Below are 20,813 nucleotides of genomic sequence, written 5' to 3' on the forward strand. Positions count from 1 at the left end.
TTCACAAACAACCATACGCCACCGTATGGTCAAAGTGTTGCGCTGCACAATACGCATCCGTATGGTCCGCTCATGACAAATCGCCTCACCCCTGATGATTGGATCGCCGCTGGCTTCCGCGCCCTTGCCGAAGGTGGCCCCGAGGCCGTGAAGGCCGAGCCGTTGGCTCGCAGGCTCAAGACCTCCAAGGGCAGTTTCTATCATCATTTCAAAGATGTGCCCGCCTTCCACGCCGCCATGTTGGCGCTCTGGCAGGACAAGGCTTTCACCGGGATCGTCGCCGCGCTGGAGGCCCTTCCGACGCCCGAGACCAAGCTGCGCCACCTCGCACAAATCGCCAACGACGGCGCGCCGGATCGCTTTGGCGGCCTGTTGATCGAGCCGGCCATCCGCGCCTGGTCGCTCCGCGATGCCCGCGCGGCAGAGGCCGTCGCCGCAATCGACACGGCGCGGATAGACTACGTGGCCGACCTTCTGGAACCGCTCGGCCACCCCCGCTCTGCCGCGACGCTGTTCTACGGCGCCTTCGTCGGCCTCGACGACCTGCAAGCCCGCGGCATGTCTGAGACAGCCGGAGCCCTGACGCTGCTGGTAGATCGCCTGCTCGACTAAGTGGTCAAGTCTAAACCCTTAACAAACCGTTAAGCTCAAACGGAATACTGAGTATCAACAATAGCTTACGAAGATGCTCAAGCTTGAGCACCCCACCACACGGGCCTCGCCCCTTGCCCGCACGCCCCGCGCCCGCTAGGCCTTTCCCATGCCCCGCGCCCGCCTCATCGACCACGCGATCCTGATCCTCGGCTGCGTCGTCATGCTGGGGCCGCCCGCCCTCCTGCTGGTCAACGGATTTCCGCTGGCCTCCCTCTCGGCCCTCACCGATCCAGTCGCGCCACGCCCCGATCTCTGGCAGCTCCTGACCACCTCATTCATCATCGCGGCGGGCGTGGCCCTGATCAAAACGGCGACCTCCCTGCTCGCCGCCTTCGCCCTCGTCTTCTTTCGTGTCCCCGGCACGGGCTTCATCTTTCCCCTGATCCTGCTGCCTCTGTTCCTGCCCATCGAGTCGCGGATCATGCCGACGATACTTGTGACCGACGCCCTTGGGCTGTTGAACACCTACACCGGGTTGATCCTGCCGATCACCGCCACGGGCCTTGGCACCTTGATCCTGCGGCAACAGTTGATGCAGCTCCCGCCGGAAGTGATCGAGGCCGCGCGCCTTGATGGGGCCGGGCCTGTGCGTGTTTTCTGCGATATTATCGTGCCGCTTAGCCTGCCAATCATAGCCGCTCTTCTGGCGTTCTTCTTCGTGTTGGGGTGGAATCAATACCTCTGGCCGATGATCGCTTCCCCCTCAGCGCCGGACCGGGCCACGGTGGTCAGCGGCATCGCGTTGCTGCGCGCGGGCTCTCCGGCATCGCTGACGCTGGCGGTGATTGCCATGGTGCCGCCGCTGATCGTGTTCATTTTCGCACAACGGTGGATCGCCAAGGGGCTTGCGCCGATCCGGGCCTGAACCGGAGGGATTTCCCCGTGTTGTTCAGGGGACGAGCCCCGTAAGCTGATTGGCAAAGGAGCCTCACCATGACCTCTGCCGCCACCTTCTGGGACAAGGCCGCGCCCAGATACGCCGCCAGCAAGATTTCGGACCCCGAGGGGTATCGCGCCACGCTGGAGCGGACAATCGCGCATCTGTCGCCCACCGATCACGTGTTGGAAATCGGCTGCGGCACCAGTTCCACCGCGCTGGAGCTGGCGGGGCACGTGGCCCATATCACCGCGACCGATATTTCCCCCGCAATGATCGAAATCGGGCGCGAAAAAGCGGCTGAGGTGGGCGTGGAGAACATCACCCTCATCGCGGGTGAAGCCGATGACCCGACCGTGTTTGCCAACGGCCCCTTTGATGGCGTTCTTGCCCTTAACGTTCTGCATCTGCTGGAAAATCAGGCCGGCGTCCTCGCGCAACTTCATGCGAACATGAAACCGGGCGGGCTGCTCATCTCCAAGACCGCCTGTCTGGGGGAGAAGTGGTTTTTCAAACCCCTGGTCAGCATCATGGCCCTGTTTGGCAAAGCGCCTTTCGTGCGTCACCAGCGGATTTCGCAGCTGCAAAAGGCCATCCTGGACGCCGGGTTTGAGGTGGTGGAAGAGTCCATTCAACCGGGAACCCCGCCGCGTCTTTACATGATCGCGCGGCGTGTTTAGCCCTGCGCCTTGACGTCCGAACCTATTGTCCGGACAGTCGCCGCAACGAAACAATGCCGGAACAGGCCCACGATGACCGATCTTCCCGAATACTACTTCCGCATCCGCGAAAACGGCGCCGCGGTGTTTCGGGTCTCGACCGAGAACCGCCAGCGCCGAATTGAGATGGACGAAATTGCCGTCGTCAACATCCGTAACGGCAATGTCAAACCCCACGGCGATCACGTCTTGGACGCGGAAGAGACCGCCGTTATCGCGGAATGGATGGAGGAACGTCGCGCGGTCCTGAAAGACCGCGATATCGACGATATCCACCGGGCCGTTGATTATCTGAACCTCACCACCCATTGGGCCAACAGCCGGGCCGAGGATGATGATCTGGAGGACGTGACAGACCGCCTTTTGCTGGCCATGCACGACCTGCGCAGCGTTCTGGTGCGCAAGAAAGCAGATCGCATCATGGCGGCGGCCAAGGCTGAAGAGGGCTAAGGCCCTGCCCTGGCCCCGGCCCTCCCCCATCAGGGTTTGAAGAGCCTACTGAACCGTAAGCGTATAGCCGATTTGTCCGGCTACGGGCTGGATCATCTCACGGCAATTGCCGGGGCCGTCGGTCGCCATCCAGACATGGCCGGGATCTGTGTTGAAGGAGATTTGCTCACCGGGGTTCATCGCGCCCATGTCGACGGGCACACCGTTGGTATCAACCCACAACAACGCCCGAAACAGGCCACTTTCGTTGGTAAAGGTCAGCACGTTGCTTTGCCCCGTATTGCGCGAGGCAACCCGACCAAGGTTATCGCAAGACAAAAACCCATCCTGCGCCCCAATGGGGGCCGAGGGGCGCAGCCCGCTTTCCGGTGTCAGCGTGTCGATCTGATCGCAATCGGCCAGAAACGGCCCGAGGGTGTTGGGTCCGTTGCCCGTAAGGGTAAAGCCCCCGCGCCCGCCGACCCTCTCAAATTGCACCGTGTTGCTGCCTGCGATCACCAGCCACGCGGGGTCAGACATTTCTAACACCAATTCGATCCCCGAAACGCCGAATTCCGCATTCGTGCCGACCACGCTGCCGTCCACGTCAACGACGCGCCCGTCATCGGCACGCACCCTCAGCGTCGCGACCGAATCCTCGGCCAGCCCCTCGATATCGGCGCCCACCTGGAGCGCGACCAACGGTCCCTGAGCGCCAATAAAGCACTGCCCCATGATGGCGACATCATCGGTTTCCGGCACGCCGTAGCTCACGCCAAGGACCGTATCAAACACGTTGTCGCTGATTTGCGTGAACCGCGACCACACGTGGCCCGTGATGTTGGGCCCAAGATCAGGCGTAAGGCCTCCACCCTGCTGCGCCGTGGCGGTCAGCGGCAAGTTGAGGGCGGCAAGAACAGCAGTCGCGAGGAGGAGGCGCATGAAGAAACTCCGGGAAAAAGGTAAAGGATCAATGGAGACACCGTCACCGAGGCCCGTTTTATTTGCAAGCGGCGGCTTTCCTGCCGTCGCAGGCGCGAAAGATCAAATGCGGGTGAACGTGGTGTCCAGAAGCATGTCTTTGCGCGGGCCGGTGACGCGCCAAAGGGTCGAGAATTGGTCCTTGTCTGCAAAGGTATAGCGCACGCGGTAGGTGTCAGGCGGGCAGTCGTGCAAGGCTTCCTCGGCCGCTTTCGGGACGGTGTGGAACGGACGGCCATCGTCAAAAAACACCGCAAGGTCAGCACCTTCAGATCGCCACAGGTAGCGCCGCGTCGCTTGCATCGGCGCCGCCGCGCCATAGCGCAACGTGCCTTCCTCAACCTGCTCAAGCCCATCATCGAAAGGCCGCCACATGGCCTCCCCCTCAAAGCGCCCGGTCATATCTGCACGGTAATCGGTGATAACGCGCGACAGGCGCCAACGCCCCTTCAGCGCGTCCAACCCTATCATCTGTCCGCGCCCCCTGCTGCCAATCGCCCCACCCGGTTGCTCCCTTTGCTTCAGCCTCGTATCAGACAGCCGAAATCTCTCGTGAAAGGCAAGCCCATGATCCCCCGCTATTCCCGCCCCGAAATGGTCGCCATCTGGGAGCCCGCCACGAAGTTCCGCATCTGGTACGAAATCGAGGCCCACGCCTGCGACGCCCAGGCCGATCTGGGCGTGATCCCGCGCGAAAATGCCGACGCTGTGTGGAAGGCCAAAGACGTAGACTTCGACGTCGCCCGCATTGATGAGATCGAGGCCGTGACCAAGCACGATGTGATCGCCTTTCTGACCCATCTGGCAGAGCATGTGGGCAGCGAAGAAGCACGTTTTGTGCATCAGGGCATGACCTCTTCCGACGTGCTCGACACCTGTTTGAACGTACAACTGGTGCGCGCCGCTGACATCCTTCTGACCGATATGGATGCGCTTCTGGCGGCCCTGAAAAAACGCGCGATGGAGCATAAGATGACGGTCCGCGTGGGCCGGTCCCACGGCATCCACGCCGAGCCCACCACCATGGGTTTGACGTTTGCCCGTTTCTACGCCGAGATGGATCGCAACCGCACCCGTCTGGTGCAGGCCCGCGAAGAGATCGCCACCGGTGCGATTTCCGGCGCAGTTGGCACCTTCGCCAACATCGACCCCGCTGTTGAGGCCCACGTCTGCGAGAAATTGGGCCTGATCGCAGAGCCGATTTCCACCCAGGTGATCCCGCGCGACCGCCACGCGATGTTCTTCGCGACCCTGGGCGTGATCGCCAGCAGCATCGAAAACGTGGCAACAGAAATCCGCCACATGCAGCGCACGGAAGTCCTTGAAGGGGCAGAGTTTTTCTCGGTCGGGCAGAAGGGCTCTTCCGCGATGCCGCACAAGAAAAACCCGGTCCTGACCGAGAACCTGACCGGCCTTGCGCGGCTGGTGCGTATGGCCGTGGTGCCCGCGATGGAGAACGTGGCGCTGTGGCATGAACGCGATATTTCGCATTCCTCCGTGGAACGTGCCATCGGGCCTGATACGACAGTGACCCTTGATTTCGCCCTGCATCGTTTGACCGGTGTCATCGACAAGATGCTGATCTTCCCCGAAAACATGATGGACAATATGAACAAGTACCCCGGTCTTGTGATGTCCCAACGGGTGCTTTTGGCGCTGACGCAGGCGGGTGTTTCCCGCGAAGACGCCTATGCCATGGTACAGCGCAACGCCCTGAAAGTATGGGAGGAACGCACTGACTTCCGGGAGGAATTGCTGGCGGATGAGGCCGTTGTGGCTGCCCTTGGCGTGGACGGGATCGAGGAAAAGTTCGACCTAGGCTATCACACCAAGCACGTCGACACGATTTTCGCCCGCGTGTTTGGCGAATAACGCTATTTCCTGAAAGCGAGCGTCGCGCACTAACCGAACCTTAATGCTTTGGCTCTACTGATCCTATTTGGTGATGAGAAAGGGCCAATATGGAAGTGCTGCGCGACGTTCACGGCAATTCGTCTTCACTATCGCTGGATGGCGTGGCCAATGGCGGTGCGGGGATGATTGATGTCACCCCCAAACGCATGGGACAGCAGCAAAAGGCGGCCGTGATTGTGCGGCTTTTGCTGGGGCAAGGCGTGTCACCGGGCGTACAAAAATTGGCGCCGCACCATCAGACGCGGCTGGCTCATATCATCTCGGAACTTGGAAATATTGATCGCCAGACCTTGGCGGCTGTGGTGCGTGAATTTACGGATCGGATCGACAATCTGGCCCTGAGCTTCCCCGATGGTCTTGGCGAGACAATTGATCTTCTGGAACCGCACCTTGGCGAGGACGCGCTCAGCGCGCTGCGCTCGGCCGCCGCCAACAGCGAAGGCAACGATCCGTGGGCACGGATCGCCAAGCAACCGGTGGATCGGCTCTCTCCGTTGATGGAAAGCGAAAGCGCGGAAGTTTGCGCTGTGCTTTTGTCGAAGCTGACCGTGGCAAAGGCGGCGGCGCTGTTGGCGGAAGTGCCGGAAGACAGGGCTCAAATCCTTGCCCATACCGTTGCGCTGACCGAAACGATCTCGCCCGATCTGGTGACGCGTATCGGCGCCGATGTCGCCGCGATATTGGAGGCGGTGCCACCGCAGGCCTTCTCCAAGACCGCCGCTGAACGGGTGGGCGCGATCCTGAACTCCACCCCGCAGGCAGCCCGCGACAAGATGCTAGAGGGGCTCAACGACAAGGACGCGCCTTTCGCCAAGGAAGTGCGCAAGTCCATCTTCTCGTTCAACCACATCCCGGAACGGGTCGAACCAGGCGATGTGCCCATCATTGTTCGAAAGGCGGACGCGCAGTCGATCATCGTGGCATTCGCGGCAGGGCTTTCCGCCGCGCCGCTCTCGGTCGAATTTCTGTTGGAGAATATGTCAAAACGCTTGGCCGAACAGATGCGCGATGAGGCAGAGGGGCTTGGCGCCCCGAAACCCGAGGAAGGCGAAGCCGCAATGTCTGATTTGGTCTCCACCATTCGCGACCTGGCGGATCAGGGGGAAATCACGCTGTTGCCCCCGCCGGAATAAGCGCGTCTTTCGCCGGTTCTGTCACGCGACGTCGCGACAGGGGGATTGTGGAAATGGCCCCGGACAGCAAAGATCAGGCCAACCGGAACACGGCAAAGGGCCTGATCGCGATGCAACTGACACTGACAGACCGCTTCTGGCGGGCCATGGCGCGCTACGTTGACCGGACCGCTTTGCGGCTCATCCCTTCGCAACCCATTCTTCGCAAGCTATTTTCCATGACCGCGCCGTTGGGGGCTGCGCTGCCCAAAGGCGCGAGTGTGACCAAACAGGCCGACGGCAGCTTGCACATTCTTCCCGCCGGTGTCGCCCCGGATGCCCCGGTCCTGCTGTACTTGCACGGCGGCGGCTTCACCATCGGCAGCCCCCAAACCCACGCCGCGTTGGTCGCCCATCTGGCCGCCGCATGTGGGCTTCGCGCTGTCGTCCCGAAGTACCGCCTTGCGCCGGAGCACCCCTTCCCCGCCGCCAAGCAAGACGCCATCGCCGCGTTTGACGCTTTGGTTCAGGCCGGAACGCCGCCGGTCGCCATTTGCGGCGACAGCGCCGGCGGTTGCTTGGCTTTGCAGGTGGCTTGCCATGCCCGCGACAGGAATGCGCCGACTCCCAAGGCCCTCGGATTGCTGGCCCCGATCGCCGATTTGTCTGGCGAGGTGGAAGCGCGTTTCGCGGAGGCTGAGGATGAGATCCTGATCCCGCCATCGTGGCCCGAGCGCATAAAAGACGTCTACTTACCGGGGATGGACCGCGACAGTGCAGCGATCTCGCCCCTGTCTGGCGACCTCAGCAACCTGCCCCCAACCCTGATCCAGGCCGCCACCGGAGAGGCCTTGGCCCAAGACGCGAAACGGTTGCTCGACGCGATGGATGACGCCACGCTCGACCTGTGGCCCGGCTTGCCCCATGTCTGGCAGCTACACGCCGGACGGACCCCCGCAGCAGATGCGGCCATTGCGAAAATGGGTGCATTTCTGGCAGCCAAAGTGGCGTGACTGCCACCGCAGCGCTTGCCCCTAACCATGGGACCGGGGCAAGCCTTAGTGCCTTGATTTTCTAGTGGAAAGAATAGCTCCGCGACCATTCCCCGTAATCCGAGGACACAACGCCGTTGCGCTCGGAGCCGCCATAGTTGGGCTGCGAACCCAGAATGCGTACCGTCACGATGCCGCCCGTTGCAGGGACGATGTGTCCGCGATGGGCCGCTGCCGCACAAATCGCACTGTCGGAGGTGTAAACATCCGTGCCCCAGACCGAGCCGCCACCAAGGCTATCGGCAGGACACGCAAGCGAAATGACCTCTCCCACCGCGCTGGCGACGCCGAGTGAATCCGCGCTATCGCCCCACGCGATCTGCCGCACACCGCCGCCAATTGGCGTCGCGCCCGTGATCTGGAAGCTTGCACTCCAAGCACCGTAGTCCGATGAGGTGACACCATTTTGTGCCGATCCGGCGTAGGAATCCAGCCCCGGCACCTGGCGGAAATCGACCATCCCGCCTTGGTCGTGGGCGATCCAGCCATAGTGAACCGCAGCGGTGCAGACGGAGCTGTCGGACGTATAGGTGCCCGTGCCCCAGACCGATCCGAACGACCCATTGGGCGCGCATTCCACCTGCCCCGTCGCCCCCGCGCCCGTTGCCCCGAGAGAGATTAAATTGGCGCTCCAATCAGCCCATGCGGGGCTGGAAAGAAGCACGGTCGCGGCGATGCTGGTCTTCAGCAAATTAGAGATCATCAGGAAACCTTTCAAATTTTTCCACGTAAATGCAACGAACTACACCCATAGGGGCGCGTGATCGGCGGGGTTTGTGAAAGCAAACCCTTTGCGCTGACCACAGCCGTTCATGGCCGCAACTTTGCCCGAACGCCGCGCGATCAGGCAACAAAAATATGGAAGCCGATGAGGCGCCGAGCGCTAGGCCACGTCACTCACGGTAACGGGCATTCTGCCGGCGGCCCAAGCAGCGGCCGCTTCACCGAAGGCAGAAAACAGCGGCCGAGACACCGGATCATCGGCAGCGCGGTATTCCGGATGCCATTGAACCGAAAGGGTAAATCCGGGGGCGTCGGCGATATAAATCGCCTCGGGCGTGCCGTCGGGGGCATGGCCATCAATCACCACACGGGGGCCCGCTTGCTTGATCCCTTGGCCGTGCAGCGTGTTTGTCATCACCTCTCGGGCGCCCATCAAGCGGTGGAACGGCCCGCCTTCCGTGAAGGTCACCGTGTGGCGCAACTCGAACTTTTCCTCAATCGTGCCGTCTGGGGGCATCCGGTGGTTCATCCGGCCCGGTAGATCACGTATCTCAGGATAGAGGGACCCGCCCATGGCGACGTTAACCTCTTGAAATCCACGGCAAAGTCCAAGGATCGGCTGGCCCCGCTCCACGCAGGCGCGGATCAAAGGCAAGGTCAGCGCGTCCCGATCCCGATCCATGGTGCCATGGGCTTCGGTATAGTCTTCACCGTATTCTTCGGGGTGCACATTGGGCCGCCCGCCAGTGAAAACAAAGCCCGCACAGGTCGCCAGAAGCGATTCAAAATCTACGAATCCGGGGTTGGAAGGCACAATCAACGGCAAGCCGCCCGAGACTTCCGCCACAGCTTCCGAGTTCATTATACCACCCGCATGGGTCGCATATTGATCGTTGATAAGATGGTGATTGCCGATAATGCCAATGACGGGGCGGGTCATGTTGCTTCCAGAATTGTGATATACTGCCTATTTAACGCGGTGTTGGCGCAAGGAAAAGGCGCTTGCCCGCGCATGCACCGTTTCAAGGGCGCACAGACCAGCGAAATGAGCGGCGCGATGATCTTTAAGCTGAATGATCCGGCGTTCCTGTCTGATCCGACCAAACAATTGGCACAGTTGCGATCCGAGCGGCCGTTGGTTCGGGTAATAACCCCGCTGCTTGGCACGATTTGTAAGACAACCACCGATGAAGCCGCCCGCAGGCGGCCCGATTGGCAGCATTAACTCCTGCCCGTGCCGGCTACCCTTTCCAATCGAGAAAATCGCGCTATCTCTTGAGGCCCGAAAGAGCATCCCGATGTCCCTGTTCCCCTTCCGCCTTCCCAACCGCCGCACTCGCCTGAAGCTGCTACACTGGGGAATCATCCCGTTTTTTATCTGGTTCATTTTCGCCGATCCCGATGCCCTGCGCCGGTTGGGCCCGGGATGGTTTCAATTGCATTCGATCAATGGGCTGATTTTCGTGACCCTTGCCCTCTTGTGGACAGTCTCGCACCTCTGCCGGGGGCTGGCCTCGCGCCCCGGTCCCAAGCTGCCGCCCCGCGCCCGGGCTCTGCATCCGATGTTGCATAAGAGCTTGATATGGGGGCTGTTTTGCGTGGCCCTGACAGGCTTTGGATTGGGGCTGACCTCGGCCGTGATGCTGCGAGCGGGGGGTTTTTTGCCCATCGCGCCGCCGTTGGATCTGCCGGAGGCCCACCGCGTCGTGTCGTGGGTCCATGTCTATCAATTCTACGTGCTGGCTTTGATCGCATTGCTGCACGCGGGCTTCCATATCTGGCGCCACATCCACCTGCGCGACAATGCTCTACGGATCATGGCCCCCAAGGCGCTGCATCGGTTCTTGTGACGGCGACGTCAGCGCGGCTGTGCCAAGCGGCGGATTTCCCTGCTTGAATCTGGCCGCAACTCGCAAGACACTGGGTTCATCACGCATTCCACCGGAAGACCTTTTCCCATGTCCGATACCTTTGATAGCACGCCCGAGCCCGCCCGCCCCGAGGATGAACATCGTTTTCCTTGCTCCAACTGCGGCTCTGACATGCGCTACGCCCCGACCGAGGGGAAGATGATCTGTGATCACTGTGGCAACGAGGAACCGATCGAAGTCGAAGATGGCCCCTGGAACGGTGAAACCGCTGGCGAAAGCTCGGCCCTTGTAGAGAACGATTTCGAGGCGGCCTTGCGCGGCGAAGTTGCTGCCGCCGAGATGGAAGAAACCCGGGTCTCCGCCTGCCCCTCTTGTGGGGCGCAGGTGCAGTTTGACGGGGCCGATCACAGCCAGGAATGCCCTTTCTGCGCGACGCCTGTGGTGGCGGATACGGGCACCCATCGCCACATCAAGCCCAAGGGGCTGGTGCCGTTCCAATTGACCGAGCGCGAGGCGAAAAAGGCCATGAACGACTGGCTTGGCGGGCTTTGGTTCGCCCCCGGCGGGCTAAAGGAATATGCCCGGAAGGAGAGCAGCCTCGACGGGATTTATGTGCCTTATTGGACCTACGATGCCGACACAAACACCAGCTATCGCGGCCAAAAGGGCACGGCCTATTACGTGACGGTGAAAGGCCCCGATGGAAAGCCCCGGCAAGAACGTCGCATCCGCTGGACCCGCGCATCGGGACGGGTCAGCCGGTTCTTTGACGATATCCTCGTGCTCGCCTCCAAATCGCTGCCCAAACGCTATACCGATGCGCTGGCGCCCTGGGATCTGAGTGCGCTGGCGGAATATCGGCCCGAGTTCCTGTCGGGCTTTCGCGCCGAAGGCTACACGGTGGAGTTGGACGAGGGCATGGTCGAGGCAAGGGCGATCATGAACGCCCAGATTGAACGCGACATTCGCCGAGATATCGGCGGGGACGCCCAGAAAATCGACGCGATGAACACCCATGTGGATGACGTGACCTTCAAGCATATTCTGCTGCCCGTCTGGATCGCCGCCTACAAGTACCACGACAAAAGTTATCGTTTCGTGGTCAACGCTCAAAACGGCAAGGTACAGGGCGAGCGTCCTTATAGCTGGGGCAAGATTGCACTGGCCGTTCTTGGGGCCATCGTGATCGCTGGTGCCGTATTTTATGGTCTGGAGCTGATGGATCGCTGATCTCTTTTCGTAAGGCGAACGGCTCATCCGCAGGGCGTCTTCGCCGTCATCATCCACGCGGCGAAGACGCTGCGCGGATGAGCCGTTTGGTCATTGTTATGCGATTGAGGTAACAACAGGCTTCCCCCATGGGCCTGTTACCGCTAACACTCACCCGCAACCAAGATGGAGAGACCCCATGATCCTGTGCGCCGGCGAAGCCCTGATCGACATGCTGCCCCGTCAAACCGAGGCCCACGAGGCTGCCTTTGCGCCCTACCCCGGCGGCTCGGTGTTCAACACGGCCATTGCTCTCTCTCGTTTGGGAACGCAGACCGAGTTCTTTTCGGGCCTCTCCACCGACCTTTTTGGCGAACGCCTCGATGGGGTGTTGATGGCCAATGGTGTCGGCAGCGCGCTGGCCCACCGCAACGACCGCCCCACAACGCTGGCCTTTGTGACCCTTACCGATGGTCAGGCCAGCTACGCGTTTTACGACGAAAACACCGCTGGAAGAATGCTGACAGAGGCCGACCTGCCCACGATCCCGGATGCTGCCAAAGCCTGTTTCTTCGGCGGCATCTCCCTTGCCGTTGAACCCTGCGCCGAGGCCTACGCCGCGTTGATCCAACAAGCCCATACGCAAAACCGTGTCGTAATGATCGACCCCAACATTCGCCCCGGCTTCATCGCCGACGAGGCCCGCTTCCGCGCCCGGCTCGATCAAATTCTGGCCCATTCCGATATTATCAAAGCCTCGGACGAGGATCTGCGGTGGCTGCTTGGGGACCATTCCCTGCCGGTTCTGGCCGAGCGACTGCGCGCCAAAGGCCCCGCCATCGTGCTCATCACCCAGGGCTCCGACGGTGTCACCGCCTTCCATGCCGGCGGCGACATTCACGTCGATGCCAACAAGGTGCAGGTGGTGGACACGGTGGGCGCTGGCGACACTTTCAACGCGGGCGTTCTGGCCGGGCTTGATGATGCCGGTGCGTTGGACAAAGACAAGATCGTCAATGGCTTGGACGAAGATACCCTGCGATCGGCCCTGACCCTTGGGGTGCGGGCGTCGGCTGTCACCGTGACCCGTGCGGGCGCCAATCCGCCGCGCCGGGATGAGCTCTTGTGAGAGCGCTTCTTCAGCGCGTCCATGAAGCGCGGGTCGAGGTTGACGGCGCAGTGGTCGGCCAAACCGGTCCCGGCCTGCTGATCCTGCTCTGCGCCATGGAAGGCGACACGCAGGACGCGGCCGAAAAGCTGGTCACCAAGATTTCCAAAGTGCGAATTTTCAAAGATGACGCGGGCAAAATGAACCGCTCTCTCGTTGATGAGGGCGGCGGGGTGCTTGTTGTGAGCCAGTTCACCTTGGCCGCCGATACGTCCCGTGGCAACCGCCCCGGATTTTCCGCCGCTGCTGCCCCGCAGATCGGAGAGGCGCTGTATCTGCACGCCGCCGAGTGTTTTCGCCGGCTCGGGGTTGCCACGGAAACCGGCACATTTGGCGCCGATATGGACGTTCACCTGATCAACGATGGGCCGGTCACGATCTGGCTGGATACCGCCACCTGACCTACCGCGTCACGTCGTGATGATAGAGCCAGTTGAAGCGATTGGTCACCGCGTGCGGGGCAAAACGCGCCGCCGCACGAAGGGCGGTATGGGCCGCAAACCGGTACGGACCGGGGCGCAGGTGGTAGTTGGTGGCGTTGTCGTTGGCCGCCTCCACGATCCTGGCGCACCGGGATTTGCGCGCCGACTGATAACTGTGCAGCGCAAGCCCCACATCGTCGATCCCCGCAAGGCTTTCGGCCAGGACCCAAGCGTCTTCCAGCGCCATATTCGCCCCTTGCGCCAGAAACGGCAGGGTCGGATGCGCGGCGTCACCAAGCAGTACCAAGGGGCCATTGCACCATTGGCTCGCCACCGGGTGGCGAAACAGGCCCCAAAGGTTCGGCGCTTCAACGTCTGCCAATAGGTCCCTGATTTCAGGGCAGAAATCCGTAAACGCCGCGCGTAGGTTGCGCGGCGTGTCGGTCAAATCCCAATCCTCTGCCGCCCAGGCGTCGCGTTCTTCCACGGCGACGATATTGGTTAACGCGCCGCCACGCAGAGGGTAGCGCACCAGATGCCGGCCCGGTCCCATGAAGACATGGGCCTCTGGCGGTAGCGCCTCTGTCGGGACCAGCGCACGCCAGGCCACTTGCCCGGTGAAAAACGGCTTTGAGCGCGGGTTGAGGTGCGCGCGTCCCGCCGAGTGCAGGCCATCAGCAGAGATGGTCAGCCCGTGCACTTCTGTCGTACCATCGGCAAGGGTCAGATGAACCTCATGCTCCTCGGCCACAACTTGCGCCACCTGAACACCAAGACGGACCTGCACGCCCGCATCAATCGCAGCGTTTTGCAGGGCGTCAATCAGATCGGCGCGGTGGACGAAATGAAACGGATCACGTAGGGGCATCCGAAATACCTCTGCCCCGTGGCGGAAGTCCCGCAGGCAAACCGCCATGCCTTTCGTTGCGGTGGCGGCCAGCTCATCGGCCAGCCCCAACGCCTTCAACACGACCCAACCGTTGGGCGATATCTGCAACCCTGCGCCGACCTCGGCAATCGTTTCGGCCCGTTCCAGTATCGTGACCGACGCCCCGTGGCGCGCGCAGGCCAAAGCCGTCGCAAAGCCGCCGATGCCCCCGCCAATCACTGTAATCTGCTTGCCAACCAACATCTTACCTCTCCCAACGAAAAGGGCACCCGCGATGGGTGCCCCTTCAATTTCCAAAACGCCAAGCGGCCCGCTGTCGCGGCCGTCTCAGTCGTCGCGGTGCACCTTTTCACGGCGCTCGTGCCGTTCTTGTGCTTCAAGGCTCATCGTGGCAATGGGGCGTGCATCCAACCGCTTGAGCGAGATCGGATCACCGGTCACTTCACAATACCCGAATTCGCCTTCTTCCACACGCCTGAGCGCCTGGTCGATCTTGGCGATCAGTTTACGTTGGCGATCGCGTGTGCGCAGTTCCAGCGCCCGATCCGTTTCTTCAGACGCGCGGTCAGCCACATCAGGAATGTTGCGTGTTCCGTCTTGTAGCGTCGTCACCGTCGAGCGGCTTTCGTCAAGCAGATCGTCGCGCCAGTTCAATAGCTTCCGGCGGAAATACTCCACCTGGCGTTCATTCATGAATGGCTCGTCTTCGGCAGGACGGTAGTCATCCGGTAAAAAAACTTCTGCTTTCATGTCGCTCCCCTCAATGGGGTTCTTTTCAACCATGGTGTCTAACCTCCGCCAGTCCATGTATCCCCGTGGCGGTCGATTACACCCGCAAAGGTGGCTTGTCACCTAGATAGTGTGTGAGGTAGCCAATTTATAAACCACCCCTGCCCGGTTGAGAGGAAACACCTTGTTAAGATTTGACGGCACCGCCGACTATGTTGCGACCCAAGACCTGACCGTGGCGGTGAACGCCGCCGTAACCCTGGAGCGGCCACTTTTGGTCAAGGGCGAACCGGGTACAGGCAAGACGGAACTGGCCCGCCAAGTGGCCAGCGCCTTGGACCTTCCGATCATCGAATGGCACATCAAATCCACCACTCGGGCGCAGCAGGGTCTTTATGAATATGACGCTGTCTCTCGTCTACGCGACAGCCAATTGGGCGAAGAACGTGTCCACGATGTTGCCAATTACATTCGGAAGGGGAAGCTCTGGCAAGCCTTTGAACGCACTGACAAATGCGTGCTTTTGATTGACGAGATCGACAAGGCGGACATCGAGTTTCCGAACGATCTTCTGCAAGAACTCGACAAGATGGAATTCTTCGTCTACGAGACCGGCGAAACCGTGAAAGCCCGTGTTCGGCCCATCGTCATCATCACCTCCAACAATGAAAAAGAACTGCCCGATGCGTTCTTGCGCCGGTGCTTTTTCCATTACATCCGCTTCCCCGAAATGGAGGTGATGAAGAAGATCGTAGAGGTCCACCACCCCGGCATTAAACCCGCCCTTCTGACCACCGCTTTGACACAATTCTACGAGATCCGCGATCAGCAAGGTTTGAAGAAAAAGCCCTCGACTTCGGAAGTGCTTGATTGGCTGAAATTACTGCTGGCCGAGGATTTGCAGCCCGAAGATTTGCGCCGCGATGGGGCCTCGGCCTTGCCGAAGCTGCATGGGGCATTGCTGAAAAATGAGCAGGATGTCGCGCTGTTTGAAAGGTTGGCATTTATGGCGCGTGGGCAACGGTAGGCGGTCATTCGCCGGTATTGTTTCGCGAACGTTTTTCAGGCTGCCTGATTCCTGCCATAATCACGAGGCAATTTGCGCGTAAGGCACCACCCCAAGGTTAAGGCAGACCTCCATTTGACCGCTTCATTCGACATTCGCCCCTTACGGGCAGCGGACAGAGCGTCTTGGGGCGCCTTGTGGCGTGGGTACCTTGAGTTCTATGGGGCGGACGTCGCCGACGACCATGATGATCTGCTGTTTTCGCGCCTGATCGACGGGGAACGGGATGATCTGCAAGGTTGGGTCGCAGAGCAAGACGGCAAGCTGGTGGGATTCGCTCATATCGTCGTTCACAGCCATTCGTGGCGGGCTGAGCAGGTGACCTATCTGCAAGATCTCTTTGCCGCCCCGCAATCGCGTGGCACCGGCCTGGGACGGGCGCTGATTGAAACGGTCTACGCCGATGCCGACGCCAAGGGGCGCGGCACCGTCTACTGGCTGACCCAGACGACTAACACCACCGCGCGCACGCTTTACGATCGTATCGCGCAACCGACTGATTTCATGAAATACTCTAGAAATTGAAAGCTACGTATTTGTTCCGTTTTCTGACCCTATCGGCCCCCCTCTTCGCCCTCGCCCTTTCGGCCTGTGCGCCCACCGCTGCAACGGATGTTCCGGCTCGTGGGGCGGCGGCCACGCCAGCGAACCTTCCCGCGATGAACACCTTTGGCAGCCCCCGCGTGGCGTCACCTTCGCGGTCCAATACCTCTATCGCGGCGGATTTTCTTGATCTGACGTTTCAGATGGAATCGGGCCGCGTCATTGACCGGATGAGCCGTTTTGAAGGCCCCATTACTGTCGCCGTGACCTCTGGCGCGCCTGCCTCGCTGAACGCGGACCTCGATCAGTTGCTCAGCAGGCTTCGGACTGAAGCCGGGATCGACATTTCCCGCAGCTCCAGCGCCACGGCCTCCATCACGATCGAGACCATGCCCCGTGCCCGGATGCAGCGTGTGGTGCCGCAGGCCGCGTGTTTCGTGGTGCCGCGCGTCAGTTCCTGGTCCGAGTTCCGCCGCGCCCGGTCGGGTCGGACGCTGGATTGGACAACCTTGGATACCCGCGAACGGGTCGCCGTTTTCATCCCCTCCGACGTGTCCCCGCAAGAGGTACGCGATTGCCTGCACGAGGAGATCGCCCAAGCCCTCGGGCCGCTAAACGACCTCTACCGGCTGTCGGATTCCGTGTTCAACGATGACAACTTCAACGCCGTGCTGACGGGCTTCGATATGCTGGTCCTGCGCACGTATTATGACGGGGCGCTTCGCTCTGGCATGACGCGCGGCCAGGTTTCCGCCGCCCTGCCCGGCATCCTTGCCCGTCACAATCCGCGCGGCGGATCGGTTGCGGGGGGCCAAGGCTCGGAGACGCCGCGGGCGTGGATCACCGCGATTGAAGCAGCCCTTGGGCCGGGTTCGTCGGACGAGGCACGGATCACGGCGGCGGAACGTGCCCTGCGCATGGCGCAGCAACGCCAATGGACCGACACGCGCCTTGCCTTCAGCTACTTCGCCTTGGGCCGATTGACCCTGTCGCGCGATGTGGAAACCTCGATCCAAGCGTTCCAATCGGCCTCGACCATCTTTGAAAGGGTCGCCCCCCGCGGCATCCAATCGGCCCATGTGGACATGCAACTGGCCGCCTTCGCGTTGTCCGCTGGCCGCACGACCGAGGCGTTGCGCCTGACCGAACGCGCCATGCCCGCCGCCACTCAGGCGCAAAACGCCTCGCTTCTGTCGACGCTACTGATGATCCGCGCCGAGGCGCTGGACGACACGGGCCGCGCTTCCGAGGCCCGAAGCGTTCGGCTTGATAGCCTCGCTTGGGGCCGCTATGGCTTCGGCTCGAACGCAGCCGTCAGCGCACGGCTGACCGAGGTCGCGGCATTGTCGCCCGGCAGGTAAACAGGCCAAAGGCAGGACATCCCATGCTGAACTTCATTGGCGCCGCTCTGGGCGCTGTCATCGGCGTATTTCTGGCCCGTCGCAAAGGCGGCAACGCGGCCGACATGGCGCAATATGGGGCGGTGATTGCGATCATCGGCTTTCTGATCGGCACCCTTCTTATGCTTGTGATCCCGGCCCCTCAGTAGCTAGGCTACGCCCATGTTTTTGCCCTTCTTCCAAACCCTACGCTCCGCCCGCATCCCGGTTTCCCTGCGCGAATACCTCGCGTTTCTGGAAGGCGTTTCTGTGGGGCTGGTAACCTACGACATCGACGGGTTCTACTACCTCGCCCGCGCGGCGATGGTGAAGGATGAACGCCATCTGGACCGCTTCGACCAGGCCTTTGCCCACGCCTTTGGCGGGCTGGAGGCGATCAGTGCAGAAGATGTGCTGGAAGCTACGGAAATCCCGCAGGAGTGGTTGGAAAAGCTGGCCGAGAAGCACCTGTCCGAGGAAGAACGCGCCGAGATTGAAGCGTTAGGCGGCTTCGACAAGCTGATGGAGACCCTGCGCGAGCGCTTGAAGGAACAAGAAAAACGCCACCAAGGCGGCTCCAAGTGGATCGGCACGGCGGGCACGTCCCCTTTCGGCGCCTATGGCTACAACCCGGAAGGCGTGCGCATTGGGCAGCACGAAAGCCGCCACCGCAAGGCCGTGAAGGTCTGGGACAAGCGCGATTTCAGGAACCTGGACGGCGATGTGGAACTGGGCACGCGCAACATCAAGGTCGCGCTCAAACGGCTGCGGCAATGGGCGCGTAACGGCGCGGCGGAGGAGCTGGACCTCGACGGGACCATCCGCGCCACGGCTGAAAACGGCTATCTGGATGTGAAGACCCGGCCCGAGCGGCGCAATGCGGTGAAGGTGATCCTGTTCTTGGATGTGGGCGGGTCGATGGATGACCATGTGAAAGTGGTGGAGGAATTGTTCAGCGCCGCCAAGGCCGAGTTCAAGCACCTCGAATACTACTATTTCCACAATTGCCTGTATGAAAGCGTCTGGCGCGACAACCGCAGACGCTGGACAGAGACGATCCCGACCTTCGAGGTGATGAACACCTACGGATCTGATTATAAATGCATTTTCGTGGGCGACGCGGCGATGTCCCCCTACGAGATCGCCTTTGCGGGCGGCGCCAATGAGCATTGGAACGAGGAACCGGGCAGCACATGGTTGCAACGGGCCCGCACCCAGTGGCCGGATCATATGTGGATCAACCCAACGCCCGAACGGCACTGGCGCTACACGCAATCGACCCAGATGATTGATGAGATATTCGAGGGCCGTATGGTCCCCATGACCCTTGAGGGCATCGACCGGGGCATGCGGGAGTTGGGCCGCTGATCGCGCGCCTTCGGGCCGCTTGGGCCAAGGCACCGTGGTTGATGACCGCCTTCACCTTGGCGCTGCTCTCGACGCTGTTCTTTGGGGTGAATGCCGCACGAAAGGCGATCTACTGGGCTGACCCGCGCCATGTGGAGCAGCCTATCGCTGGCTGGATGACGCCCGGCTACGTCGGCATGTCTTGGAGCGTTCCAAGGGAAATCATGCGCGACGCCCTGAACCTGACCGATGCCGACCGGGGACCGATCCGGCTGCAAGACCTCGCCGATCAACGCAGCGTGCCTTTGTCGGACATCATTGCCCAGATCAATACAGCGATCGCAGCCCATCGGGCGTCTGGTCAATGACCGAAACCGCCCTTGCCCTTGTGGCCACTTACGGGGCGATCATCGTGGCCCTTTGCGCCTTCTTTTCTTGCCTTCTGGTTCCGATCCCGACCTCGATCGTGATGCTGTCGGCGGGCGCCTTTGTGGCGGCAGGCGATCTGGAGGCGGCGCAGCTATGGCTTGCGGCGTGGACTGCGGCAGTGTTGGGCGACAACACTGGCTATCTTTTGGGGCGCACCAGCGGGGCCGCGCTTTTGGCGCGTTGGGGCCGAAGCCCTTCCCGAGGGAAGGTGATTGCCAAAGCGCAGAAAACCTTGCGCCAGAAGGCCGGACTTGGGGTCTTCTTCTCGACCTGGTTGTTCGCGCCCTTGGGGCCGTACGTCAATATCGTGGCAGGTTCGGTTCGAATGCGTTGGCCCCGCTTCTTGCTGTGGGACGCGGCGGGGGAGGCAATTTGGGTCAGCTTCTATCTGGGGCTCGGCTACCTGTTCGGTGACCGAGTGCAAGACCTTGCGACCTTGCTTGGCAACACCTCGGGCTTTCTGGTGGCGGGTTTGGTGACGGTGGGTTTGGGCGTGGCCCTTATGCGCCGGGTCAGAGCCACGTCCTGAGCTGTTGGCATTTGCCATTGCCGCACCGAGCCGCGCGCCCCATATCTGAGGTATGTTGAAGCTGACCCCGATCCTTCTTGCCGTGGGCTACGGCCTTGTGAGCTATATGTTCTCGGCCTGGCGCACCAATCGCGACCTTGATGCACGCTCCACTGAGTTGGCCGACGCCCGGTTGCGCGAGATTACCGAAAAATTTGCGAAGGTTCTGGGTGTCGATAACATCCGTGTGAACGTCTACGAGGTTGATGCCGTAAACGGGCTGGCTGCCCCCGATGGGCGGATTTTTTTGACACGCGGGTTCTACAATCGCTACCTTGCGGGCGAAGTTACGGCCGAGGAGTTGGCCAGCGTGATAGCCCATGAGTTGGGCCATGTTGCCTTGGGGCACACAAGGCGGCGGATGATTGATTTCTCCGGCCAAAACGCGGTGCGAGCGGTGTTGGCGGGTGTTTTGGGGCGGTTCATTCCCGGTATCGGTCCGATGATCGGCAACGCTGTGGGGGCGTTGCTGGCGGCGCGGTTGAGCCGACAGGACGAATATGAAGCCGACGCTTATGCCACGTCCTTGATGGTTTCGGCGGGGCTTGGGGCTGCGCCACAGAAGTCGATGTTCGAGAAGCTGGAGCATTTGGCGGGTTTGAAGGGCGGTGGCGCGCCGGCATGGTTGATGAGCCACCCCAAGACAGCAGAACGGATCGCGGCGATTGAGGCGATGGAAGCTCGGTGGCGGTCTGAATTGCCATCGGAGTGACGGGTTTTATGGTTGGAAAT

26 protein-coding genes are annotated in these 20,813 nt (G+C 61.3%); 20 read left to right on the plus strand and 6 right to left on the minus strand.

What is annotated here, in order from left to right:
* Nucleotides 1-72 precede the first annotated feature (72 nt).
* From AADW23_RS15440 to AADW23_RS15455, 4 genes are all read left to right on the plus strand, one after another.
* A complete protein-coding gene (locus AADW23_RS15440; protein WP_341861832.1) occupies nt 73-612 on the plus strand; it encodes a TetR/AcrR family transcriptional regulator in 540 nt (179 codons plus the stop codon).
* Nucleotides 613-760: 148 nt separating this feature from the next.
* Entirely contained in the window at nt 761-1,519 is a 759-nt protein-coding gene (locus tag AADW23_RS15445; RefSeq protein WP_341861833.1) for an ABC transporter permease subunit, read from the plus strand.
* Nucleotides 1,520-1,587: 68 nt separating this feature from the next.
* Nucleotides 1,588-2,211, plus strand: a complete 624-nt coding sequence (locus AADW23_RS15450; protein ID WP_341861834.1) for a class I SAM-dependent methyltransferase — start codon at nt 1,588-1,590, stop codon at nt 2,209-2,211.
* A 72-nt stretch (nt 2,212-2,283) separates the two neighbouring features.
* Nucleotides 2,284-2,700, plus strand: coding sequence for a hypothetical protein (locus tag AADW23_RS15455; protein ID WP_341861835.1), 417 nt, complete (start codon nt 2,284-2,286; stop codon nt 2,698-2,700).
* A 45-nt stretch (nt 2,701-2,745) separates the two neighbouring features.
* On the opposite strand, the gene AADW23_RS15460 is transcribed toward AADW23_RS15455, so the two are convergent.
* Entirely contained in the window at nt 2,746-3,621 is an 876-nt protein-coding gene (locus AADW23_RS15460; RefSeq protein WP_341861836.1) for a hypothetical protein, read from the minus strand.
* Nucleotides 3,622-3,723: 102 nt separating this feature from the next.
* On the minus strand, nt 3,724-4,131 hold the full coding sequence (locus AADW23_RS15465; protein WP_341861837.1) for a DUF6314 family protein: 408 nt from the start codon (nt 4,129-4,131) through the stop codon (nt 3,724-3,726).
* 96 nt (nt 4,132-4,227) lie between these two features.
* On the opposite strand from AADW23_RS15465, the gene purB reads away from it, so the two are divergent.
* The 3 genes from purB (at nt 4,228) to AADW23_RS15480 (ending at nt 7,699) form a co-directional block, all read left to right on the plus strand.
* The gene (purB, locus tag AADW23_RS15470) at nt 4,228-5,532 is read left to right on the plus strand and encodes an adenylosuccinate lyase (protein WP_341861838.1); all 1,305 of its coding nucleotides are present in this window, start codon (nt 4,228-4,230) and stop codon (nt 5,530-5,532) included.
* Nucleotides 5,533-5,621: 89 nt separating this feature from the next.
* Nucleotides 5,622-6,707, plus strand: coding sequence for a FliG C-terminal domain-containing protein (locus tag AADW23_RS15475; protein WP_341861839.1), 1,086 nt, complete (start codon nt 5,622-5,624; stop codon nt 6,705-6,707).
* 53 nt (nt 6,708-6,760) lie between these two features.
* Nucleotides 6,761-7,699 carry an alpha/beta hydrolase gene (locus AADW23_RS15480; protein WP_341861840.1) on the plus strand — a complete coding sequence of 313 codons (939 nt, stop codon included), beginning with the start codon at nt 6,761-6,763 and terminating at the stop codon, nt 7,697-7,699.
* 61 nt (nt 7,700-7,760) lie between these two features.
* Here AADW23_RS15480 and AADW23_RS15485 read toward each other — a convergent pair whose 3' ends face one another.
* Nucleotides 7,761-8,441: an LCCL domain-containing protein gene (locus AADW23_RS15485; RefSeq protein WP_341861841.1), complete on the minus strand. Its 681-nt coding sequence runs from the start codon at nt 8,439-8,441 to the stop codon at nt 7,761-7,763.
* A 180-nt stretch (nt 8,442-8,621) separates the two neighbouring features.
* Nucleotides 8,622-9,401 (minus strand): gamma-glutamyl-gamma-aminobutyrate hydrolase family protein, encoded by a 780-nt coding sequence (locus AADW23_RS15490; RefSeq protein ID WP_341861842.1) that lies wholly within the window; start codon nt 9,399-9,401, stop codon nt 8,622-8,624.
* A 72-nt stretch (nt 9,402-9,473) separates the two neighbouring features.
* On the opposite strand from AADW23_RS15490, the gene AADW23_RS15495 reads away from it, so the two are divergent.
* The 5 genes from AADW23_RS15495 to dtd all read left to right on the plus strand — a co-directional run bounded on the left by AADW23_RS15495 (nt 9,474) and on the right by dtd (nt 13,110).
* A complete protein-coding gene (locus tag AADW23_RS15495; protein WP_341861843.1) occupies nt 9,474-9,686 on the plus strand; it encodes a hypothetical protein in 213 nt (70 codons plus the stop codon).
* Between the two features lie 73 nt (nt 9,687-9,759).
* The gene (locus tag AADW23_RS15500) at nt 9,760-10,311 is read left to right on the plus strand and encodes a cytochrome b/b6 domain-containing protein (RefSeq protein ID WP_341861844.1); all 552 of its coding nucleotides are present in this window, start codon (nt 9,760-9,762) and stop codon (nt 10,309-10,311) included.
* 108 nt (nt 10,312-10,419) lie between these two features.
* The gene (locus AADW23_RS15505) at nt 10,420-11,562 is read left to right on the plus strand and encodes a TFIIB-type zinc finger domain-containing protein (protein WP_341861845.1); all 1,143 of its coding nucleotides are present in this window, start codon (nt 10,420-10,422) and stop codon (nt 11,560-11,562) included.
* Between the two features lie 178 nt (nt 11,563-11,740).
* Nucleotides 11,741-12,670, plus strand: coding sequence for a carbohydrate kinase (locus AADW23_RS15510; protein ID WP_341861846.1), 930 nt, complete (start codon nt 11,741-11,743; stop codon nt 12,668-12,670).
* Nucleotides 12,667-13,110 carry a D-aminoacyl-tRNA deacylase gene (dtd, locus tag AADW23_RS15515; protein ID WP_341861847.1) on the plus strand — a complete coding sequence of 148 codons (444 nt, stop codon included), beginning with the start codon at nt 12,667-12,669 and terminating at the stop codon, nt 13,108-13,110. Before AADW23_RS15510 ends, dtd begins: the two co-directional genes overlap by 4 nt.
* Before the next feature lies 1 nt (nt 13,111).
* On the opposite strand, the gene AADW23_RS15520 is transcribed toward dtd, so the two are convergent.
* Nucleotides 13,112-14,263: an FAD-dependent monooxygenase gene (locus tag AADW23_RS15520; RefSeq protein ID WP_341861848.1), complete on the minus strand. Its 1,152-nt coding sequence runs from the start codon at nt 14,261-14,263 to the stop codon at nt 13,112-13,114.
* A gap of 84 nt (nt 14,264-14,347) precedes the next feature.
* Nucleotides 14,348-14,770, minus strand: coding sequence for an RNA polymerase-binding protein DksA (gene dksA, locus AADW23_RS15525; RefSeq protein ID WP_341864343.1), 423 nt, complete (start codon nt 14,768-14,770; stop codon nt 14,348-14,350).
* Nucleotides 14,771-14,933: 163 nt separating this feature from the next.
* On the opposite strand from dksA, the gene AADW23_RS15530 reads away from it, so the two are divergent.
* The 8 genes from AADW23_RS15530 (at nt 14,934) to AADW23_RS15565 (ending at nt 20,793) form a co-directional block, all read left to right on the plus strand.
* The gene (locus AADW23_RS15530; protein ID WP_341861849.1) at nt 14,934-15,776 is read left to right on the plus strand and encodes a MoxR family ATPase; all 843 of its coding nucleotides are present in this window, start codon (nt 14,934-14,936) and stop codon (nt 15,774-15,776) included.
* A gap of 114 nt (nt 15,777-15,890) precedes the next feature.
* A complete protein-coding gene (locus tag AADW23_RS15535; protein ID WP_341861850.1) occupies nt 15,891-16,340 on the plus strand; it encodes a GNAT family N-acetyltransferase in 450 nt (149 codons plus the stop codon).
* Nucleotides 16,341-16,351: 11 nt separating this feature from the next.
* On the plus strand, nt 16,352-17,719 hold the full coding sequence (locus AADW23_RS15540; RefSeq protein ID WP_341861851.1) for a DUF2927 domain-containing protein: 1,368 nt from the start codon (nt 16,352-16,354) through the stop codon (nt 17,717-17,719).
* Nucleotides 17,720-17,742: 23 nt separating this feature from the next.
* Nucleotides 17,743-17,907, plus strand: a complete 165-nt coding sequence (locus AADW23_RS15545; protein ID WP_341861852.1) for a YtxH domain-containing protein — start codon at nt 17,743-17,745, stop codon at nt 17,905-17,907.
* A 13-nt stretch (nt 17,908-17,920) separates the two neighbouring features.
* Entirely contained in the window at nt 17,921-19,105 is a 1,185-nt protein-coding gene (locus tag AADW23_RS15550) for a VWA domain-containing protein (protein ID WP_341861853.1), read from the plus strand.
* A gap of 41 nt (nt 19,106-19,146) precedes the next feature.
* Nucleotides 19,147-19,452: a hypothetical protein gene (locus AADW23_RS15555; RefSeq protein ID WP_341861854.1), complete on the plus strand. Its 306-nt coding sequence runs from the start codon at nt 19,147-19,149 to the stop codon at nt 19,450-19,452.
* On the plus strand, nt 19,449-20,042 hold the full coding sequence (locus tag AADW23_RS15560; protein WP_341861855.1) for a DedA family protein: 594 nt from the start codon (nt 19,449-19,451) through the stop codon (nt 20,040-20,042). The genes AADW23_RS15555 and AADW23_RS15560 overlap by 4 nt, the downstream gene beginning before the upstream one ends.
* Before the next feature lie 52 nt (nt 20,043-20,094).
* Nucleotides 20,095-20,793 (plus strand): M48 family metallopeptidase, encoded by a 699-nt coding sequence (locus tag AADW23_RS15565; RefSeq protein WP_341861856.1) that lies wholly within the window; start codon nt 20,095-20,097, stop codon nt 20,791-20,793.
* The last annotated feature ends 20 nt before the right edge of the window (nt 20,794-20,813 follow it).

The sequence above is a fragment of the Gymnodinialimonas sp. 57CJ19 genome (assembly GCF_038396845.1).
Taxonomy (GTDB): Bacteria; Pseudomonadota; Alphaproteobacteria; order Rhodobacterales; family Rhodobacteraceae; genus Gymnodinialimonas.

Coding starts and splice junctions, on each gene's coding strand:
- AADW23_RS15495 (WP_341861843.1), top strand. CDS start 9,474: ATGCACCGTTTCAAGGGCGCACAGACCAGCGAAATGAGCGGCGCGATG.
- AADW23_RS15555 (WP_341861854.1), top strand. CDS start 19,147: ATGACCGCCTTCACCTTGGCGCTGCTCTCGACGCTGTTCTTTGGGGTG.
- AADW23_RS15465 (WP_341861837.1), bottom strand. CDS start 4,131: ATGATAGGGTTGGACGCGCTGAAGGGGCGTTGGCGCCTGTCGCGCGTT.
- AADW23_RS15455 (WP_341861835.1), top strand. CDS start 2,284: ATGACCGATCTTCCCGAATACTACTTCCGCATCCGCGAAAACGGCGCC.
- AADW23_RS15450 (WP_341861834.1), top strand. CDS start 1,588: ATGACCTCTGCCGCCACCTTCTGGGACAAGGCCGCGCCCAGATACGCC.
- AADW23_RS15480 (WP_341861840.1), top strand. CDS start 6,761: ATGGCCCCGGACAGCAAAGATCAGGCCAACCGGAACACGGCAAAGGGC.
- AADW23_RS15505 (WP_341861845.1), top strand. CDS start 10,420: ATGTCCGATACCTTTGATAGCACGCCCGAGCCCGCCCGCCCCGAGGAT.
- AADW23_RS15440 (WP_341861832.1), top strand. CDS start 73: ATGACAAATCGCCTCACCCCTGATGATTGGATCGCCGCTGGCTTCCGC.
- AADW23_RS15500 (WP_341861844.1), top strand. CDS start 9,760: ATGTCCCTGTTCCCCTTCCGCCTTCCCAACCGCCGCACTCGCCTGAAG.
- AADW23_RS15460 (WP_341861836.1), bottom strand. CDS start 3,621: ATGCGCCTCCTCCTCGCGACTGCTGTTCTTGCCGCCCTCAACTTGCCG.
- AADW23_RS15490 (WP_341861842.1), bottom strand. CDS start 9,401: ATGACCCGCCCCGTCATTGGCATTATCGGCAATCACCATCTTATCAAC.
- AADW23_RS15520 (WP_341861848.1), bottom strand. CDS start 14,263: ATGTTGGTTGGCAAGCAGATTACAGTGATTGGCGGGGGCATCGGCGGC.
- dksA (WP_341864343.1), bottom strand. CDS start 14,770: ATGAAAGCAGAAGTTTTTTTACCGGATGACTACCGTCCTGCCGAAGAC.
- AADW23_RS15485 (WP_341861841.1), bottom strand. CDS start 8,441: ATGATCTCTAATTTGCTGAAGACCAGCATCGCCGCGACCGTGCTTCTT.
- AADW23_RS15545 (WP_341861852.1), top strand. CDS start 17,743: ATGCTGAACTTCATTGGCGCCGCTCTGGGCGCTGTCATCGGCGTATTT.
- AADW23_RS15565 (WP_341861856.1), top strand. CDS start 20,095: ATGTTGAAGCTGACCCCGATCCTTCTTGCCGTGGGCTACGGCCTTGTG.
- AADW23_RS15550 (WP_341861853.1), top strand. CDS start 17,921: ATGTTTTTGCCCTTCTTCCAAACCCTACGCTCCGCCCGCATCCCGGTT.
- AADW23_RS15560 (WP_341861855.1), top strand. CDS start 19,449: ATGACCGAAACCGCCCTTGCCCTTGTGGCCACTTACGGGGCGATCATC.
- AADW23_RS15445 (WP_341861833.1), top strand. CDS start 761: ATGCCCCGCGCCCGCCTCATCGACCACGCGATCCTGATCCTCGGCTGC.
- AADW23_RS15510 (WP_341861846.1), top strand. CDS start 11,741: ATGATCCTGTGCGCCGGCGAAGCCCTGATCGACATGCTGCCCCGTCAA.
- purB (WP_341861838.1), top strand. CDS start 4,228: ATGATCCCCCGCTATTCCCGCCCCGAAATGGTCGCCATCTGGGAGCCC.
- AADW23_RS15475 (WP_341861839.1), top strand. CDS start 5,622: ATGGAAGTGCTGCGCGACGTTCACGGCAATTCGTCTTCACTATCGCTG.